Source organism: Rhodococcus sp. 1R11 (assembly GCF_004563845.1).
Lineage (GTDB): Bacteria > Actinomycetota > Actinomycetes > Mycobacteriales > Mycobacteriaceae > Rhodococcoides.
The window spans coordinates 18,050-33,894 of sequence record NZ_SPNG01000018.1 but is presented as its reverse complement, the minus strand read 5'-3'; the positions used below and the strand labels follow the sequence as shown (position 1 = coordinate 33,894).

18 protein-coding genes are annotated in these 15,845 nt (G+C 64.5%); 7 read left to right on the top strand and 11 right to left on the bottom strand.

Annotation, left to right across the window (positions count from 1 at the left end; genetic code table 11):
• Nucleotide 1: 1 nt before the first annotated feature.
• Genes nagB through E4P29_RS23945 form a run of 3 tightly spaced genes read right to left on the bottom strand, consistent with a single transcriptional unit; the run spans nucleotide 2 to nucleotide 3,225 of the window.
• On the bottom strand, nucleotides 2-796 hold the full coding sequence (nagB, locus tag E4P29_RS23955) for a glucosamine-6-phosphate deaminase (protein WP_135047512.1): 795 nt from the start codon (nucleotides 794-796) through the stop codon (nucleotides 2-4).
• Entirely contained in the window at nucleotides 797-1,981 is a 1,185-nt protein-coding gene (locus tag E4P29_RS23950) for an amidohydrolase family protein (protein ID WP_135047510.1), read from the bottom strand.
• Entirely contained in the window at nucleotides 1,978-3,225 is a 1,248-nt protein-coding gene (locus E4P29_RS23945) for a PTS transporter subunit EIIC (RefSeq protein ID WP_135047508.1), read from the bottom strand. The genes E4P29_RS23950 and E4P29_RS23945 overlap by 4 nt, the downstream gene beginning before the upstream one ends.
• 177 nt (nucleotides 3,226-3,402) lie before the next feature.
• On the opposite strand from E4P29_RS23945, the gene E4P29_RS23940 reads away from it, so the two are divergent.
• Together E4P29_RS23940 and E4P29_RS23935 are read left to right on the top strand one after the other, a co-directional pair.
• The gene (locus tag E4P29_RS23940; RefSeq protein ID WP_027497937.1) at nucleotides 3,403-3,633 is read left to right on the top strand and encodes a PTS glucose/sucrose transporter subunit IIB; all 231 of its coding nucleotides are present in this window, start codon (nucleotides 3,403-3,405) and stop codon (nucleotides 3,631-3,633) included.
• Nucleotides 3,630-4,094 (top strand): PTS glucose transporter subunit IIA, encoded by a 465-nt coding sequence (locus tag E4P29_RS23935; protein WP_135047506.1) that lies wholly within the window; start codon nucleotides 3,630-3,632, stop codon nucleotides 4,092-4,094. The genes E4P29_RS23940 and E4P29_RS23935 overlap by 4 nt, the downstream gene beginning before the upstream one ends.
• Nucleotides 4,095-4,096: 2 nt before the next feature.
• On the opposite strand, the gene E4P29_RS23930 is transcribed toward E4P29_RS23935, so the two are convergent.
• Nucleotides 4,097-4,840, bottom strand: a complete 744-nt coding sequence (locus tag E4P29_RS23930) for a GntR family transcriptional regulator (protein WP_245154462.1) — start codon at nucleotides 4,838-4,840, stop codon at nucleotides 4,097-4,099.
• A gap of 176 nt (nucleotides 4,841-5,016) precedes the next feature.
• Here E4P29_RS23930 and E4P29_RS23925 point away from each other — a divergent pair, with 176 nt between their 5' ends.
• Nucleotides 5,017-5,493, top strand: a complete 477-nt coding sequence (locus E4P29_RS23925; protein ID WP_135047504.1) for a thioesterase family protein — start codon at nucleotides 5,017-5,019, stop codon at nucleotides 5,491-5,493.
• 2 nt (nucleotides 5,494-5,495) lie between these two features.
• Here the strand turns inward: E4P29_RS23925 and E4P29_RS23920 are convergent, their stop codons facing one another.
• Nucleotides 5,496-6,521: a phosphotransferase family protein gene (locus E4P29_RS23920; protein ID WP_135047502.1), complete on the bottom strand. Its 1,026-nt coding sequence runs from the start codon at nucleotides 6,519-6,521 to the stop codon at nucleotides 5,496-5,498.
• A gap of 107 nt (nucleotides 6,522-6,628) precedes the next feature.
• Complete coding sequence (locus tag E4P29_RS23915; protein ID WP_135047500.1) at nucleotides 6,629-6,952, bottom strand: hypothetical protein; 324 nt, start codon at nucleotides 6,950-6,952, stop codon at nucleotides 6,629-6,631.
• 588 nt (nucleotides 6,953-7,540) lie between these two features.
• Here E4P29_RS23915 and E4P29_RS23910 point away from each other — a divergent pair.
• Nucleotides 7,541-8,254, top strand: a complete 714-nt coding sequence (locus E4P29_RS23910; RefSeq protein ID WP_135047498.1) for a hypothetical protein — start codon at nucleotides 7,541-7,543, stop codon at nucleotides 8,252-8,254.
• 39 nt (nucleotides 8,255-8,293) lie between these two features.
• Here E4P29_RS23910 and E4P29_RS23905 read toward each other — a convergent pair whose 3' ends face one another.
• The 3 genes from E4P29_RS23905 to E4P29_RS23895 are packed head-to-tail and all read right to left on the bottom strand — an operon-like array spanning nucleotide 8,294 to nucleotide 11,156.
• Nucleotides 8,294-9,715 carry an NAD(P)(+) transhydrogenase (Re/Si-specific) subunit beta gene (locus E4P29_RS23905; RefSeq protein ID WP_135047496.1) on the bottom strand — a complete coding sequence of 474 codons (1,422 nt, stop codon included), beginning with the start codon at nucleotides 9,713-9,715 and terminating at the stop codon, nucleotides 8,294-8,296.
• Entirely contained in the window at nucleotides 9,715-10,038 is a 324-nt protein-coding gene (locus tag E4P29_RS23900) for an NAD(P) transhydrogenase subunit alpha (RefSeq protein ID WP_135047494.1), read from the bottom strand. Before E4P29_RS23900 ends, E4P29_RS23905 begins: the two co-directional genes overlap by 1 nt.
• On the bottom strand, nucleotides 10,038-11,156 hold the full coding sequence (locus E4P29_RS23895) for a Re/Si-specific NAD(P)(+) transhydrogenase subunit alpha (protein WP_032385072.1): 1,119 nt from the start codon (nucleotides 11,154-11,156) through the stop codon (nucleotides 10,038-10,040). The genes E4P29_RS23900 and E4P29_RS23895 overlap by 1 nt, the downstream gene beginning before the upstream one ends.
• Before the next feature lie 254 nt (nucleotides 11,157-11,410).
• On the opposite strand from E4P29_RS23895, the gene E4P29_RS23890 reads away from it, so the two are divergent.
• Nucleotides 11,411-11,851: an HIT family protein gene (locus E4P29_RS23890; RefSeq protein ID WP_032401264.1), complete on the top strand. Its 441-nt coding sequence runs from the start codon at nucleotides 11,411-11,413 to the stop codon at nucleotides 11,849-11,851.
• Nucleotides 11,848-12,492: a Type 1 glutamine amidotransferase-like domain-containing protein gene (locus E4P29_RS23885; protein ID WP_135047492.1), complete on the top strand. Its 645-nt coding sequence runs from the start codon at nucleotides 11,848-11,850 to the stop codon at nucleotides 12,490-12,492. The genes E4P29_RS23890 and E4P29_RS23885 overlap by 4 nt, the downstream gene beginning before the upstream one ends.
• Nucleotides 12,493-12,499: 7 nt before the next feature.
• On the opposite strand, the gene E4P29_RS23880 is transcribed toward E4P29_RS23885, so the two are convergent.
• The gene (locus E4P29_RS23880) at nucleotides 12,500-12,811 is read right to left on the bottom strand and encodes a hypothetical protein (RefSeq protein WP_135047490.1); all 312 of its coding nucleotides are present in this window, start codon (nucleotides 12,809-12,811) and stop codon (nucleotides 12,500-12,502) included.
• 232 nt (nucleotides 12,812-13,043) lie between these two features.
• Here E4P29_RS23880 and E4P29_RS23875 point away from each other — a divergent pair, with 232 nt between their 5' ends.
• Entirely contained in the window at nucleotides 13,044-14,426 is a 1,383-nt protein-coding gene (locus E4P29_RS23875) for an FAD-linked oxidase C-terminal domain-containing protein (protein ID WP_135047488.1), read from the top strand.
• A gap of 103 nt (nucleotides 14,427-14,529) precedes the next feature.
• Here the strand turns inward: E4P29_RS23875 and E4P29_RS23870 are convergent, their stop codons facing one another.
• Nucleotides 14,530-15,834 carry an aspartate aminotransferase family protein gene (locus E4P29_RS23870; RefSeq protein WP_135047486.1) on the bottom strand — a complete coding sequence of 435 codons (1,305 nt, stop codon included), beginning with the start codon at nucleotides 15,832-15,834 and terminating at the stop codon, nucleotides 14,530-14,532.
• Nucleotides 15,835-15,845: the final 11 nt, after the last annotated feature.

Below are 15,845 nucleotides of genomic sequence, written 5' to 3'. Positions count from 1 at the left end.
CTCACAGGCGTTGCCACGCGGGCTTGTTCGCGTAGGCGTGGCGGTAGTAGTCCGTGAGAGCGAGGGACGCAGCAGCCGCCTCGTCCACCAGTACCGTCACGTGTGGATGCCACTGAATCGCGGACGCAGGACAGCGTGCCGACAACGGCCCCTCGACGGCCGCGGCCACCGCGTCTGCCTTGGATTCTCCGGTAGCGATGAGCACGAGATGACGCGCCTCGTCGATGGTGCCGAGGCCTTGCGTCAGCACGTGGTGCGGCACCTCCTCCGGCGAGGTGAAGAAGCGCGCATTGTCGACCCGAGTCTGTTCGGTGAGCGTCTTCACCCGGGTTCTCGACCGAAGTGACGACCCGGGCTCGTTGAAGCCGATGTGTCCGTCGGTGCCGATGCCGAGAATCTGCACATCGATACCACCGGCCTCCTCGATCGCGGCGTCGTATCGTCGCGCTTCGGCAGCGATGTCGGCGGCTTCACCGTCCGGCGAGAACACCGCGGAATCGTCCAGGTCGACGAGGTCCACGAAGTTCTCGCGAATGAACGAAAAATACGACTGCTCAGCAGTTCTGGGTAGCCCTATGTATTCGTCGAGCAGAAATGCTCGACACCCAGCGAAGGACAGCCCTTCCTCGCGATGTCGGCGGGCCAGCTCGCGATACGTGCCGACTGGACTCGACCCGGTCGCCAACCCGAGGACGGGGCCCGATCCCGGGACCGAGTCGGTTCGCACGACGCGCTCGACGATGTCGGCCGCGGTTCGGTCCACGTCGGTGACTGTGGGGAGTACGACGATCTCCATCTAACTTTCCTCCTCGATCGCGCGTCCGCCGCGAATGACCTGCACCGGCTCGAAGGATGCGTCGACCACCAACACGTCCGCTCTCGATCCGGCGACGAGAGAACCGGTTTCGGCCCCGATCCCGATCAGCGCTGCCGGGGTGGTTGCCCCGGCACGCACTGCGTCGAGCAACGGCACACCGGCGTCGAGCACAGCGCGGCGTACCAGGTCGAGCACACTCGACGTGCCGCCCGCGATCGGGGCCGACTCGGGATCGTTCTCCCGCGACAGGCGGGCGACCGAATCGTGCACGGTGACATCCAGCGGCCCGAGCCGGTAGCGGCCGTCGGCCATTCCCGCCGCGGCCATCGCGTCGGACACCAACGCGATGTTCCCACCGCCGACGAGATCGAACACCGCTCGCACGGTCTCGTCGGCGAGATGTACTCCGTCGCCGATCAATTCGAGCACCATCGACCCTCGCGCCGCGGCGGCCAAGCACTCGCTGACCGGCCCCGGCGACCGATGATGCCAGGTGGGCATCCCGTTGAACAGGTGCGTGGCACCGATGGCACCCTCTCCGAGGGCGTCGATTGCGCTGCGAGTGGTGCGTGCGTCGGCGTCGGTGTGCCCGATGCTGGGCACGATGCCGTTCTCCCGCAACATCTGTGCGACGGCAGTGAAGCCGTCGACCTCGGGGGCAAGTGTCATCGACCGTACCGCTCCCCGCCCGGCATCGATGATGTCTGCCAGCAGACCGGTGTCGCCGCCACGGAGTGAGGCGGGGTCCTGCGCTCCGCAACGGGCAACCGACAGGAACGGCCCTTCGAGGTGCACCCCGGCGATGTCCCCGGACTCGTACAGATCAGCGAGCATCGACGTCTGCTCGACTAATCGCCCAGGGGATGCCGACACCAGCGATGCGAGCATCGTGGTGGTCCCGCGACCGCGGTGGTGCCGTACCGCGGTCATCAGATCGGCGTGTCCGGAATCCGGGAACGACGCCCCGCCGCCGCCGTGGCAGTGCACGTCGACGAGGCCCGGCAGGATGGTCGAATTCGATTGCGGTGGAGCCTCGTCGGGCCACGCCGACACCGGACCCACCCAGGAGATTCGATCGCCGGACAACGCCACGACGGCGTCGTCGATGACCGCGTCGGGTGTGACGACCCGCCCTCGGAGCGTCGTCGTGATCGACTCGCTCATGCCCGGTCGGGTTCGAGCACCGCGTCGTCCTCGCGGCCGGGGGTGCGCAGGTTCCACTTCTTGATGACGAAGCTGAACAGGAAGTAGTAGATCACCGCGTACACCAGGCCGATAGGAATGAGAAGCCATGCCTTGGTCGCGATTCCGTAGTTCAGCAGATAGTCGATGCCGCCGGCCGAGAAGAAGAAGCCGTCATGGATTCCCAGGGCATTGGTCAGTGCCATGGAGGTTCCCGTCAGCACGGCGTGGATGATGTAGAGCGGCCAGGCGACGAACATGAACGAGTACTCGAGCGGTTCGGTGATGCCCGTGACGAACGCAGTCAGACCGGTGGACAACATGATTCCGCCGACGATCTTCTTCTGCGACGGTTTGGCGTTGCGATAGATCGCGAATGCAGCGGCAGGCAGAGCGAACATCATGATGGGGAAGAAGCCGGTCATGAAGACTCCGGCGGACGGATCTCCCGCGAAGAATCGGTTGAGATCGCCGCGTACCAATTGACCACTCGCGTCCTGATAGTCACCGACGAGGAACCAGACGACCGAATTGAGAATGTGGTGCAGCCCCGTCGGAATCAGCATGCGATTGGCGAAACCGTAGATTCCGCTGCCCACGACACTGTGGTCGGCAACGGTGTTTCCTACCCAGTTCAGTGCGCTGTAGAAGAGCGGGTAGACGAAAGACATGACGACGGCGACGACGAGCCCGGTGACAGCGGTCAGGATGGGAACCAGACGGCGTCCGCTGAAGAAGCCGAGGTAATCCGGCAGCTTCTGGCGGTAGAACCGCTGCCACAGAACGGCCGAGAGCAGGCCGATGACGATGCCGGCCAGTACGCCGTAGTCGATCACCGCCGGATCGCCGTTGGCGTCGACTTTGCCGTCGAGTACCACCGGTGACATCGCGGTGAAGACACCGTTCATGACCATGTAGCCGACGACGGCGGCGAGGGCGGTCGAGCCGTCGGACTTCTTGGCCCAGCCGATGGCGATGCCGACGGCGAAGATCAACGGCAACCAGGTGAACACCGCCTGGCCGGCCGCGGAGATGACGGTCGCCGCGGTGCCCAGAGCACTGAATCTGCCGAGGAGGTCGTCCTGGCCCAGCCGCAACAGGATTCCCGCTGCGGGAAGAACCGCGATGGGCAGCATGAGACTGCGCCCGAATCGCTGCAACCCGGCGAGAGATCTGGATTCCTTCTTCGGTTCGGCGTCGGCCGAGTCCGTCTTCTTCAGGGTCATGGCGACCTTCTCTTAGAGGCTGGTCCGGCAAGGGAGTTCTGCTGTTGTGACCGGATGACTTCAGGGGTACTGTCCGGTCATTACCAGTTGTAGTTTGGCCAGGTGGCGACCACATGTCAACCCGTAGATGTGACCTCACCGACACCACTGCACACGAGAAGGAAGCGGGAACAGAACATGGCCAAGGCGGACGCGATCGTGAAGGGCCTCGGCGGTGCCGACAACATCGTCGAGATCGAGGCGTGCATCACCCGGCTACGTACCGAGGTCAAGGACGGGTCGCTGGTGGACGAGGCTGCGCTCAAGGCAGCAGGTGCACACGGAGTGTTCCACAAGGGGACAGCCGTGCAGGTCATCGTCGGCCCGGAGGCCGACACCCTCGCCGAGGACATCGGCGACATTCTGTGACCGGGGCCTCGACGATCTCCAGTCCTGTTGCCGGTCAGGTGATTTCGCTCGCCGACGTACCCGATCCGGTCTTCTCTTCACAGATGGTGGGATCCGGGGTCGCCGTGCGCCCGGCGGCCGGTGGCGGTCCCGTCGAGGTGCGGTCTCCGGTTGCCGGCAAGATCCTCAAACTCCACCCCCATGCGTTCGTCGTTTTCACCGACGACAAAGCGGGCGTGCTGGTGCACATCGGCATCGACACCGTGAAGATGAAGGGCGAGGGTTTCGAACTCGTTGCAGCAGAGGGCGATCGGGTCCAGTCCGGCGATCTCGTGATCACCTACGACCCTGCGGCCATCGCGGAGGCCGGATACTCCGACGTGATTCCCGTCGTTCTGATGGACTCCAAGCCCGATACCGTCACGAGCGCTGCCGTGGGAACCTCGGTGGCACAGGGTGACTCGTTGTTCGAATTGCCCTGACCCTAGCGGCGCTGCGTGGTGCGCCGCTCGCCCTGCACTTCCATCGAGAGTTGGTACCGGTCGCACCGGTACCAACTCTCCGTGTGCTCGATCGGCTCGTCGCCGCTGAACGACACTCGGTCGAAGTACAGCACCGGTGCGCCGCGTTTGGTCCCCAGTAGCGTGGAGGTGTCGCTGTCGGCGGCTGTCGCTTTGACGGTCTGCTCGGCCCGATCGATGGTCAGGCCGTAGTGATTGCGTACGGCCTCGTACACCGACCGACTCAGATCGTGGTCGATCAGCCCCGGAAGCAGTTCGGCTCGGTACCACCCGTCGTCGACACTGACCGGCTCGGCATCGGCCAGCCGTAGCCGTTTGATGTGGTACGTCTGATCACCGTCGACCAGGCCCAGAGCGCGAATCGTTGCTGCCGAGGGCTTTTCGAGTCGCGCGAACAGGACCACCGTCGTCGGCGTCAACCCCTGGGCACGCATCTCCTCCGAAAATGACGCCAGATGCAACCGAGACTGCACGGTACGAGAAGCAACGAACGTTCCTTTTCCACGTACCCGAACCAGATGCCCGTCGTTGACGAGCTGCCCTATTGCCTCGCGCACCGTGATGCGACTGACGCCGTAGTCTTCCATCAACCGACGCTCGCTCGGCATCAGATCGCCCGGCGCAAGCTCCTTGGTGCAGCGGTGCAACAGGATTGCGCGCAGCTGTTCGTGCTTCGGGATCTGACTGTCCCTCAGATGTACGGGCATCACCACTGCGCCGGCCTTTCGATCACTCGCAGAACCAGCGGTACGGACTGGTCCGGTCCAACCAAAGACTACGTCACGACGGCGATACCGAGGAAGCATTCGCCCCGACCGAGCTGCCGGGTGCCTGGAATCCGATCGCGTTTGTTGCCGACGTGGCGACGGGTTAGCGTCGTGCCATGACAGAGTCGCCGAGGGACAGCGTGGAATTGTCGAATGCGTCGGATTTCCCGGCGTTGTGGCCGGTGTCGACCCGATGGGACGACAACGACCACTACGGCCACGTCAACAACGTGACGTATTACGCGTACTTCGACACCGCGGTGAACGGGTGGTTGATGGAAACGACGGGCGTGGACATCAGGACGCTGCCCGCGATCGGCGTCGTGGCCGAAACCTCGTGCCGCTACCTGTCCGAGCTCAGCTTTCCCGATCGCCTTCAGGTCGGTTTGGCCGTGGAGAAGCTGGGCACCCGCAGCATCGTCTATTCGCTGGCACTGTTCCGCGAATCCGAGGACGACGCGCTGACGTTGGCCGCCCGGGGACGGTTCGTTCACGTCTACGTCGACGCGACCTCCCGCCGCCCCGTCCCCATTCCGTCCGAAATCGAGAGTGCAGCACGCACTTTGGTGATCGGGACGTCAGCGGAGGGCTGAATCTAGAGCCCGATGTCGTCGGCCCGCTGCAACGCTCGGGTGACGATGTCGTCGATCAACGTAGTGGTCGGTGCGCCGCCCACGGCCCGGTTGCGTGAATCGGCTTCCATCCGTCGCATGACGCCTTCGGCGATGATCGACAACTTCCACAGCGCCAGCACTTCCCAGAAGCCGGCATCTGCCACATCGCGGCCTGTGTTGTGGGCATAGGACTCGACCAACTCGGCCCGGGTGGGGAACCCGGGCAGGGTCGATGCCATGAAGGGACCGGCAACCCCGTCGTCCGCCTGCGGCCAGTAGGCGAGCAGACCACCCAGATCCGCCAACGGGTCTCCCAGCGTGCACAACTCCCAATCGACGACGGCAACCACGCGGCCGTCGTTTCGAGCGGTGATGACGTTGCTCAGATGGAAGTCGCCGTGAACCAGCGTCACCTCGTGCTGCTCGGGGATCTTGGCCGTCAATCGTGCTGCGAGCGAATCGATCCCAGGCACTTCCCGGGTTCGGGAGGACTCCCACTGCGTGGTCCACCGCGCGATCTGACGCGCCGCGTAGGGCTTGCGGCCGGCGAGGTCGGCAAGACCCGACGACTCGAGGTCGACACGGTGGATGCCGGACAACGCCGCGGTCAGACCGAGTCCGACACGTCGACGCTGATCGGGGTCCAACTGTTCGGCAGCCGACACCGAGTCGACGACGACCCCGTCGACGAAACTCATCAGAACCAATGGGACCTCGGAAATGGCTGGATCTTGCGTGATCGCAATCATTTTCGGCACGGGGACCGGCGAGTTCTGCAGACCGGAAAGAATCCGGTGTTCACGCACGACGTCGTGAGCCGACGCCAACAACTTGCCCAGCGGTGGCCGACGGAGGACCCACGCACTGCCACCGGCATCGCGAACTGCATACGTGAGGTTGGACTGGCCGTTACCGATGCGCTGAAACGAGAGCGGCGACGTTGCGCCTATCCCCAGCTCCGCGATCCACGTCGACACTGCATCTTCGTCCAAGCCCACCACGCCCATACAAAACCCTCACTTCGTTGTGCGGCATCGTTGCCGACGGACATCACCCGGTCGGGTGATCGTAACGAAGCGGTGCCGACGAATGCCGGTGGCAGGAGAGCGGACGATCAGCTGGCGCGACCGAACGCGGAAATCAACGCCGGGGTAGCAACGGCGGCCGGGACCGAGGACTCGTGCCGCTTGACGGCGATTTCGTCGATTTCGCCGACGAGCAGAGCGGTCATCGACTCGGGCTCCGCACACCAGACGGACGAGATATTGTGCACCTCCGCGGGCGCGAACAGTCCACTGGTGGACAGCGCGTCGATCCATTCGGCAACGGCATCGGCTGTGGGCTCCGGCATCACCGTACGGTCCAGCGAGTCCGCTTGGAACTCGTTGCAAAAGAACGCGCGGACCATATCGAGCTGCCCCTGCGACATTGCGGTCATGTTCTTCTCCTTCGAGTTTCCGACTTCCGTTGGTGCCGAGTGGCCGTTCACGAATCGCGATGAGCCGACAAGACCGTGTTCAGATCGTTACCAACTTGGCCGTAACGGGGGAATACGGTTTTCCGATGCGGCTGAAACTACGCCCTTTCGGACGGTCTCGCCCAGGGTGAACTGGACTATGTGACCATAGTCACACAGAACGACCCATCCGATCAACGACTTGCAACGAATTCATAGTTCGCATTTCAAAATACTGTGACAGAAGACAAACTCCGAACAAAAGTCCAGCTAGGGCGGGGTGCATCATTCCAGAGCAACAACACGGCACCGCTGTCGAGTAGCCTCTTCTACACCGCACTGCACCACACACTCCGACCGATCGGTTGGCTGCAAGGCCGAAAGATACTTTCGGTACGGTTTTTCGGCACTGTGCGGACTCCAGGAATTTGACAGATCGCCTCTACTAGGTTGCGGCTACAACAATGAATCGACGCCGCTCCGTCGTGATCTGACCGTTACCGTAGATGCTCAGCCGGCTCCCACGATGCTCACACCGCACGCTCAGCCGACTGCGGCAGAGTGGCGTCCATGCGATCACCGAGTCTCGACAGCGGACCGATCCGGTCACCCCGTGGGGCCGGCAACGAAAGCCGTTGGGCGATCACGAGCGATCGAGCGCACCGACGGGCTATCCGTACCCGGCTGACGGTGTCGGGCATCTGCGCGGTGCTGTTGTCGGTACTACTGATGTGGGTGCCGAACATGGCACCGGTGTGGCCCGTCTCCACGAGCCCGGCCGCCGCCCTGGCCTCGCGGGCGCTGAACACCATCGACGTCACCGCCGTGCTGACCGTCCTCGCCGCCCTCACCGTCGTCGCCCTGGTCCGAAAACTGCCCTACGGCATCGGGGTGGTGATTGCCTGCGTCGTCGGTGCGGAGGTGACCACAGCTCTGGTGCGTCACGCCGCGGCGTCGTCGACACCGGCCACCGACCTTCCGAGTGGGCAGCTCGTTGCTGTCACAGCACTGGTGGGTGCCGCATCGATGGTCGCATCGGCGACGTGGCGGCCGATGATCCTCGGACTCGGTGCCGTCGCCGCACTCGCTGTCGGCTCGGCCCAACTCGCCGTCGGGTCCGTCTCCCCCATCGGTGTTTTCAGCGCACTGCTGATCACGTGCATTTGGTGGCCGGCGTGCTCGGTGGTGATGCTCTTTTCGCCCGCGGCCGCTGCCCGCGAGGCTCGAAACCCGTTCGATACCGCTGCCCTCGTCGCCCAACGCAGAATGGGACGCTTCCGTTGATGCACGGGAGCGTCCCATCCGGGCCGAGACAGCGGCCGACTACAGAGCCTTCAGCTCCTCGGTCACCTCGGACACCGATTTCTTCGCGTCGCCGAACAACATCGACGTACCTTCCGCGAAGAACAGCGGGTTCTCGATTCCGGCGAAGCCGGACGACATCGAGCGCTTGAGGACGATGACCGACTTCGATTGATCGACGTTGAGAATCGGCATCCCGTGAATCGGGCTCGACGGATCGTTGCGCGCCGCCGGGTTGGTGACGTCGTTCGCTCCGATGACCAACGTGACGTCGGTGCGGGAGAACTCGTCGTTGATGTCGTCCATTTCCTTCATCGCGTCGTACGCGACGTCGGCCTCGGCGAGCAACACGTTCATATGTCCGGGCATACGACCGGCGACGGGGTGAATGGCGTACTTCACCTCGACCCCCTTGGACTCCAGCAACTTGGCCATGTCCTTGACGGCGTGCTGCGCCTGCGCGACGGCAAGCCCGTACCCGGGCACGACGATGACCTGGTTGGCGTAGGCCATCTGGATCGCCGCGTCGGCTGCGGACGTCGCTTTGACCGTTCCGCCGCTTGCACCGGCCGGACCGGCAGCCGCGTCCCCGCCGCCGAATCCACCGGCGACGATCGCCGGAATGGAACGGTTCATCGCCTTGGCCATGAGATTGGTCAAGATCGTGCCGGACGCACCGACGATCATGCCCGCGACGATCATTGCGGTGTTGTTCAGCGCCAAGCCGGCTGCCGCGGCCGACAGACCGGTCAGTGCATTGAGCAGCGAGATGACGACGGGCATGTCCGCGCCGCCGATCGGCAGCACCACCGTGAGGCCGAGGATGCCCGCCAGCACGAGAACCGCGACGATCCACCACTGCGATACTCCGCCACCAGGAGTGGCGTTGATGCCGATGACGACCGCTGCGGCGATGGCGCCGATGAGCAGCAGGGCATTGAGCGGCTGCTGCAACTTGCCGATGGTGATGGGCGAGCCGGGCAGCGTTTCCTGCAGCTTCAGGAATGCGATGAGCGATCCCCAGAACGAGATCGAACCGATGATCGCCGCGAACAGCGAGCCGATGACGATGTGTACCGTCGGCGACTCACCGTGGTTGAAGTGCGAGAACCCGGACGTGTCCAGGAACTCGGCCCAGGCGATCAATGCGACCGTGCCACCGCCGACGCCGTTGAACAGCGCCACCAGTTGCGGCATCGCGGTCATCTTCACCCGGCGTGCAGGCGGGATTCCGAGCGCCACGCCGACGACGAGTCCGACGATGATCAGGATCCAGTTGCCGGTGTCGCGAATGGAGATCAACGTCGCCACGACGGCGATGAACATGCCGACCGCCGCAATTTGGTTGCCGCGCACCGCGGTCTTCGGTCCGGTCAGACCCATCAGACCGTAGATGAACATGCCGAAGGCGACGATGTAGAGAATGTTGACGAGATTGTCCATCAGGAGTCAGCCCCCTTCTCGATCTTGGCGGGGACGGGCTTGGACTTGAACATCGACAACATGCGGTCGGTGACCACGAATCCACCGATGACGTTGACCGTTCCGAACACCAGCGCGACGAACAGGATGACCTGCAGCCCGATGGACGGGTCGTGCACCTTGCCGAGGACGACCAACGCGCCCAACACGACGATGCCGTGGATGGCGTTGGTTCCCGACATCAGCGGGGTGTGCAAGGTATTGGGCACCTTGGAGATCACCGCGAAACCGACGAACCCGGACAACACCAGGATCGCGATGTTCGCGAGAAGCGGGGTGTACATCAGTTCTCCTTCTCACGTGTCACGCAGGCACCGGCGAGCACTTCGTCGGAGAAATCCGGAGCGAGTGCACCGTCGACCAGCATGAGCTCGAGCAACGCCGAGATGTTCTTCGAGTACAGCTCGCTGGCGTGCTCGGGCATCGTGGCAGGCAGGTTCAACGGCGAGCAGATGGTGACGTCGTGCTTGACGACGGTCTGGCCGGGCTCGGTGAGTTCGCAGTTTCCGCCGGTCTCACCGGCCAGGTCGACCACGACGCTGCCGGGCTTCATACCCTCGACTGCGGCGGCGGTGACCAGACGCGGTGCGGGACGGCCGGGCACCAACGCCGTGGTGATCACGACGTCGAATCCCTTGATCGCCTCTTCCAGGGCACGCTGCTGCTGGACGCGTTCGTCCTCGGTCAGCTCACGCGCGTAGCCGCCTTCGCCGGCAGCATCGATCCCCAGATCGAGCCACTGCGCGCCGACGGAACGGACCTGGTCGGCTACCTCCGGTCGCACGTCGTAGCCGGTGGGTCGACCACCGAGACGCTTCGCGGTGGCCAGGGCTTGCAGGCCGGCCACACCGACACCGAGAACGAGCACAGTCGCCGGCTTCACCGTTCCGGCGGCGGTGGTCAGCATCGGGAAGAACCTCGTGGACTCCGACGCGGCCAACAGAACGGCCTTGTACCCGGCGACGTTCGCCTGAGAAGACAAGGCGTCCATCACCTGAGCGCGGGAGATACGCGGAATGGCTTCGACCGCGAACGCCTGTACTCCGGCGGCCTTCAGCGCGCCGATGCTGTTCTCGGCATTGCGTGGGGCGAGGAAACCGATGAGCGTCGAGCCCGACTTCAGCCTCGAGATCTCTACGTCGGTGGGCGGTGCGACCTTGACCACGACCTCCGAGCCCCAGGGATCGCCGATCGTGGCCCCGGCTGCGACATAGAGCTCGTCCGGGATCAGAGCGCCGAGTCCGGCACCCGATTCCACGACGACCTCGACACCCTTGCCCGTGAGCGCGGCAACGATCTTCGGGACCAGAGCGACACGTCGCTCACCTTCCCCCGATTCGCGGACCACACCGACGACCGTCGTGGATCCCGAACCCTTTTCAGTGCTCTGCGATGTATCCAAATCTCCGTCTTCCTGCGTTGAATGGTGCCCACCGATCGGCCAATGGCTCGAAATCTGCGACGAGTGGACGAACCCATGCGACAAGGCACGAGGTTCCTGATAGTAGCCACAGGTAATGGAGCGCGGGTAACCCAGAACACAGTCCGATTCGTTCTGAATCGAGTCCGTTTCGACATTTCGCGACTACAGGGCGAGCAATTGTGATGCACGCCATACAGGTCTATCCGTGATGATCGGACCTTACAGTGACAATCGTGGAATCTTGCATCTTCTGTGCCATCGTCGCCGGCGACGCACCTGCCCACCGCGTGTTCGAGAACGAGCACACCGTCGCCTTTCTCGATATTCGACCGATCAGCAGGGGCCATGTTCTGGTGGTTCCGCGCGAGCATTCCGCAGACCTGACCTCCACCGGACCGGACACAGCTGCCGAGGTTTTCCGCGTCGGGCACACGCTGGCGCGCGCAGTGCGCGACTCCGACCTCCGCGCCGACGGTGCGAACCTGGTGATCAACGACGGCGTCGCCGCATTCCAAACCGTCTTTCACCTGCATCTGCACGTGGTGCCGCGCTGGGACCGCGACCGACTGAAGTTCGCGGCGGGGTTCGTCACCCGTCGCCTGCGTGAACCCGAACGGGTGGCCGAGGCAATTCGATCCGGAATGGCCAGGGTCGCCGGGGAGCAGACCTCGTGAGGTTGTTCTTGTCTTCGTATCGATTCGGCGGCCATTCCGACGAGTTCGCCCGCCTCACCGGCCCGCCCGCCGATCTCGCGGTCATCGCCAATGCGGCCGATGCCTGGCCCGCCACCGCCCGCGAATCCTCGCTCCGCAGCGAGTTCGGACCCCTGCGCGCGTTGGGATATCGGCCGTCGGAGTTGGATCTGCGCGATTTCGCCGGGAGGCCGGCCGCATTCGAGCGCGCCCTGGCAGCGTTCGACGCAGTCTGGGTCCGCGGTGGCAACACGTTCGTGTTGCGCGCTCAGATGGCTCGTTCCGGTGCGGACGAGGTCATCCGCGGGCGCGTTCGGGCCGACACCATCGCCTACGGCGGGTACAGCGCGGGAGCGTGCGTCGCTGCGCCGTCGCTGGCCGGGGTCGAGGATGCCGACGACCCGAACGAGGTACGGCCGGTCGCAGGCATCGATCCGGTGTGGAGCGGGCTCGGTCTCGTCGACTTCTCCGTCGTCCCGCATCTCGATTCCGTGCTGGACGAGCAGAATTCGGGGTGGGCGACGCTGCGCCGTCTGCGACGCGAGGGAATCGAAACTCACGGACTGACCGACAGCCAGGCAATCGTGGTCGACGACTCCGGGAGGACAATTCTGGGTGCGTGAACCGTGATCAGCCCAGGCGAGCGAGCGGCGCGAGCCGGTCGAGAGACGACCACGCGAGAGAGCAACGGCGAGCAGTCATTTCGTCGGCGTCGAGGACGAGCATGTCGAACAGTCGGCGGGGTGCTGCACGCCAGGAGTCGGCGATGGCCGCGACGGTCGCGCTCTCGAACATCCCGGATTTCAGCAACGCGTGCACCCACTCGTCGACCTCGCCGCGGTGAATGCGCTCGATGGTGTCGTATTCGACTCCGCCCCCGAGAAATTCGTACGAGAACATCGCCGCCACACAGTTCCAGGAGTCACTTCCGGGATCGATCATCGTGCAGCCTCCTTGTCGACCCGCACCGCATGGGGTGCGAGATGCGCTGCGCTGGACGCTAGCGCTGCGAACTACAACATTGCGTGTCGACGACGCATCGATCTGGTAACGCCTGGGGCTGGTGTTAATGATGTGACTCGGACAATCCCAGCGGCGTCCTCGTTCACGCCCCACTGCGAGTCGTGACAGACTCGAGTGGCGACGGTCACATGTACGACGTGAGGAGAACCGGATGTCGGTGACGACCGATGCAGATGCCCACCTGAACGAGCTCGAAGCGCTGCTTCCCGCCGGTGCCGTGGTCACCGACCCCGACATCACCGAGGGATACCGACGCGACTGGGCCAAGGACCCCGACGCGGGTATCCCATTGGCCGTGGTCCGCGCGCAGTCCACCGACGACGTCAGAGCCGTCATGCGGTGGGCCACCGAACACGCGGTGGCGGTCGTCCCGCGCGGGGCCGGCTCGGGCCTGTCCGGTGGTGCCACGGCCGTCGACGGCGGGATCGTGCTCACCACCGAGCTGATGCGCGAGATCACCGTCGACCCGGTGACCCGCATAGCCGTCGTACAACCCGGGTTGCTCAACGCCGAAGTCAAGAAGGCAGTCGCCGAACACGGCCTGTGGTATCCCCCGGATCCGTCGTCGTTCGAGATGTGCTCCATCGGCGGCAATGCCGCGACCAACGCCGGCGGTCTGTGCTGCGTGAAGTACGGCGTCACCACCGATTACGTTCTCGGACTCGAGGTCGTCCTGGCCGACGGAACGGCCGTCCGACTCGGCGGTCCACGCCTGAAAGACGTTGCGGGACTGTCTCTTGCGAAGTTGTTTGTCGGATCCGAGGGCACCCTGGGCATCATCACCGAGATCACTCTGCGGCTGATCCCGGCCCAACCTCCGGCCAGCACCGTGGTCGCTTCGTTCGCCTCCGTGCACGATGCGACGACTGCCATTCTGGCCATCACCCGTACCTTGCGACCGTCGATGCTCGAGTTCATGGACCGTGCGTCCATCGGTGCCGTCGAAGACGCCATGAACATGGGACTCGACCGCGAGGCAGCGGCGATGCTCATCGCTCGGTCCGACTCCCCCGGTGCCGATCGAGGGCGTGAGATCGAGATCATGGCCGCAGCATGCACCGAGGCCGGTGCCTCGGATGTCTTCACCACTGACGACCCCGACGAGGGTGAGGCCTTCGCTGCCGCACGACGATTCGCCATCCCAGCGGTCGAGCGACTCGGCAGCCTGCTGCTCGAGGATGTCGGCGTTCCGCTACCCGCCCTCCCGGCTCTCGTCGACGGTATCGCCGAATTGTCGAAGAAGTACGACGTGCTGGTTGCCGTCATCGCGCACGCGGGAGACGGCAACACCCACCCGCTGATCGTGTTCGACCCCGAGGACGCCGACATGACTCGCCGGGCCAACGTCGCATTCGGAGCCATCATGGATCTGGCAATTTCGTTGGGCGGCACCATCACCGGGGAACACGGCGTAGGTCGCCTCAAGAAGGCCTGGCTACCCGATCAAGTCGGCGAAGACGTCATGGAACTGACCCGGCGAATCAAGACCGCTCTCGATCCGGCCGGAATCCTCAACCCCGGTGCTGTGCTCTGATCAGAGCGGCTGACGCCGCACGTGCGCGCAGTGTTTTCGGGTCGTTCCGCAGGCTCCACTCCTGCCTCGTAGCAGGAGTCGAGTTTCCGCGCACGACCCCGAGTCAGACGGTGAACCCGTCCGCCACCGTCAATACCTCGTCGAGGATTTCCAGTCCCTGACGAATCTCGTCCTCGGTCGTCGTCAGCGGCGGCGCGATCTGCAGACGGTTGCCTGCGACGAAGGGCCACAGACCCCGTGACTTCGCCGCGGCGGTCACGGTGCCCATCGCCGCCGCGTCCTTGCCCGACGCGGCGAAGGGCACCAGCGGCTCCCGCGTCGTGCCGTCCTTGACCAACTCGACGGCCCAGAAGAATCCCTTGCCGCGCACCTCGCCCACGCTGGGGTGAGATTCGGCCAGCTTGGACAGGCCCGCACCGAGTACGTCCTCGCCGACGTGACGCACGTGCGGAAGGATCTTGTCGCGCTCGAACACTCCGATGGATGCCACACCCGCGGCGCACCCGAGGACGTGGCCGGAGTAGGTCAACCCGCCCGGATAGGCTTTGTGGTCGAACTGCGAGGCGATCTTCTCCGAGATCACGACCCCGCCGAGGGGCACGTATCCGGAGTTGACGCCCTTGGCGAAGGTGATCAGATCCGGTGTCACATCCCAGGCCTGGCACGCGAACCATTCGCCGATTCGCCCGAACCCGACCATCACTTCGTCGGCGATGTAGACGATTCCGTACTTGTCGCACAGCGCTCGAACGCCGGCCAGATATCCGGGCGGCGGGATCAGCACACCGTTGGTACCGATGACCGATTCCAGGATCAGCCCGGCGATGTTCTGCGCGCCTTCGAGCACGATGACCTGTTCGAGGTGCGCCAGCGCTGCGGCTGTCTCGTCCTCGGGAGTCGTTGTGCCCCAGGGCGACCGGTACGGGTACGGCCCGAAGAAGCGTACGACGTCGACGTTGGTCGGCTCGGTACCCCATCGCCGCGGCTCGCCGGTGAGACCGATAGCGACTCCGGTTCCGCCGTGGTACGAGCGGTAGGCGGCAAGCATCTTCGTGCGTCCGGTGTGCTGGCGCGCCAGCCGCACCGCATGCTCGACGGCTTCGGCACCGCCCGTCGTGAAGAACACCCGGTTCAGATCACCCGGAGCGCGTTCGGCGATCAGAGCAGCGAGTTCACTGCGCTTGTTGTTGGCCACGGTCGGCGAGATGGTCGTCAGAACCTGGGCCTGTTCGACGATGGCGGCCACCACGTCGGGGTGTTGATGCCCGAGATTGACGTTGACCAACTGGGACGAGAAGTCCAGGTACCGATTGCCCTTGTCGTCCCAGAACCACGACCCCTCGGCACCCTCGACGGTGATCGGGTTCAGTTCGGCCTGCGCCGACCAGGAGTAGAACACGTGATCCATCTACTTGCCGC

What these genes read in the sequence shown, in the direction of transcription:
- E4P29_RS23915 (WP_135047500.1), bottom strand. Translation starts at nt 6,952, where the DNA reads ATGACCGCAATGTCGCAGGGGCAGCTCGATATGGTCCGCGCGTTCTTT.
- E4P29_RS23945 (WP_135047508.1), bottom strand. Translation starts at nt 3,225, where the DNA reads ATGACCCTGAAGAAGACGGACTCGGCCGACGCCGAACCGAAGAAGGAA.
- E4P29_RS23920 (WP_135047502.1), bottom strand. Translation starts at nt 6,521, where the DNA reads ATGGGCGTGGTGGGCTTGGACGAAGATGCAGTGTCGACGTGGATCGCG.
- E4P29_RS23925 (WP_135047504.1), top strand. Translation starts at nt 5,017, where the DNA reads ATGACAGAGTCGCCGAGGGACAGCGTGGAATTGTCGAATGCGTCGGAT.
- nagB (WP_135047512.1), bottom strand. Translation starts at nt 796, where the DNA reads ATGGAGATCGTCGTACTCCCCACAGTCACCGACGTGGACCGAACCGCG.
- E4P29_RS23930 (WP_245154462.1), bottom strand. Translation starts at nt 4,840, where the DNA reads ATGCCCGTACATCTGAGGGACAGTCAGATCCCGAAGCACGAACAGCTG.
- E4P29_RS23910 (WP_135047498.1), top strand. Translation starts at nt 7,541, where the DNA reads ATGCGATCACCGAGTCTCGACAGCGGACCGATCCGGTCACCCCGTGGG.
- E4P29_RS23940 (WP_027497937.1), top strand. Translation starts at nt 3,403, where the DNA reads ATGGCCAAGGCGGACGCGATCGTGAAGGGCCTCGGCGGTGCCGACAAC.
- E4P29_RS23870 (WP_135047486.1), bottom strand. Translation starts at nt 15,834, where the DNA reads ATGGATCACGTGTTCTACTCCTGGTCGGCGCAGGCCGAACTGAACCCG.
- E4P29_RS23905 (WP_135047496.1), bottom strand. Translation starts at nt 9,715, where the DNA reads ATGGACAATCTCGTCAACATTCTCTACATCGTCGCCTTCGGCATGTTC.
- E4P29_RS23900 (WP_135047494.1), bottom strand. Translation starts at nt 10,038, where the DNA reads ATGTACACCCCGCTTCTCGCGAACATCGCGATCCTGGTGTTGTCCGGG.
- E4P29_RS23880 (WP_135047490.1), bottom strand. Translation starts at nt 12,811, where the DNA reads ATGATCGATCCCGGAAGTGACTCCTGGAACTGTGTGGCGGCGATGTTC.
- E4P29_RS23875 (WP_135047488.1), top strand. Translation starts at nt 13,044, where the DNA reads ATGTCGGTGACGACCGATGCAGATGCCCACCTGAACGAGCTCGAAGCG.
- E4P29_RS23950 (WP_135047510.1), bottom strand. Translation starts at nt 1,981, where the DNA reads ATGAGCGAGTCGATCACGACGACGCTCCGAGGGCGGGTCGTCACACCC.